Here is a 954-nt window from a genome sequence, read left to right as displayed (position 1 = left end):
GACGGGTGGCATCACCTGATGGCATGTTCTCAGCACAGGCGAGCGCGCCGACTACGTTGATCGGTAGACGTGCTTCACACAAGGCTTTGATGGTACCGAGCACGGAAGCTGAACCACCCATGTCAAACTTCATCTCATCCATTGCTGCACCTGGCTTGATTGAGATACCGCCTGAATCAAAGGTAACGCCTTTACCGACCAGGACGATAGGCGCATCATCATTGGTAGCTTGTGCATTATCGTCGCTAGCTTTGTCGGCTTTCTTAGTGGATTTTTTGGTTGGTAGTTTATCAGTGAGCGCTTTTTTTAGACCAGTTACTTTTGCGTTGCTAATCGTTTGCTCGGTGGTGCCAGCGTTTGCACTAAATGAGGATTTACCACGGTACTCCATGATGACGAGCTGACCTTCTTTAGTAGAGCCTTGAGCCACTGATAAGAAACAGTTCATACCCAGCGCTGACATCTCGTCTTCACCCAATACCTTGACGGTCAATAAATCAGGATAGGTTTTGGCAAGTTCTTGTACTTGCTCTGCCATATACGCAGGGAAGCAAATATTACCTGGCTCATTAGCGACGTCACGAGTGAGGCTTTGACCGGCGAATACTGCCTCAGCAAATGCGAGTGCAGGCTGTAGTGACTCATCAGCTAACAGATAAACATCAGTCAAGACAGGCGTCACTTGCTCAGATTTATATTTGTCAAAGCGGTAGCTGGCTGCCAATAGGTTTAGGGCAAATTGACCAAAGTGGCTTTCTTCTAGCGCATCACCTAGTGCAACGGTAATAGACGATACCCGCTTTTGCGTGCTGCTATAGATGGTCTTGGCAATTTTTTGCAATACCGTATTGTTGAATTTGTCCGTGCTACCGACACCAACCAACAACAGCTGTACAGGGTTTTGTTTGGTGGTTTTTTTATCCCCTGCCAATGCATAATCAGCAACGGTCTCAC

The 954-nt window shown here is 47.5% G+C and carries 1 protein-coding gene; it reads right to left on the bottom strand.

The genetic code is table 11. From position 1 onward, the window contains the following. On the bottom strand, window positions 1-954 hold a 954-nt coding region (locus ACS8FC_RS15350), incomplete at both ends, for a M17 family peptidase N-terminal domain-containing protein (RefSeq protein WP_439297408.1).

It is taken from the genome of Psychrobacter sp. 1Y4 (genome assembly GCF_051847555.1).
Note: the sequence above shows the minus strand (reverse complement) of the source record. Positions and strands in the feature narration are given on the sequence as shown.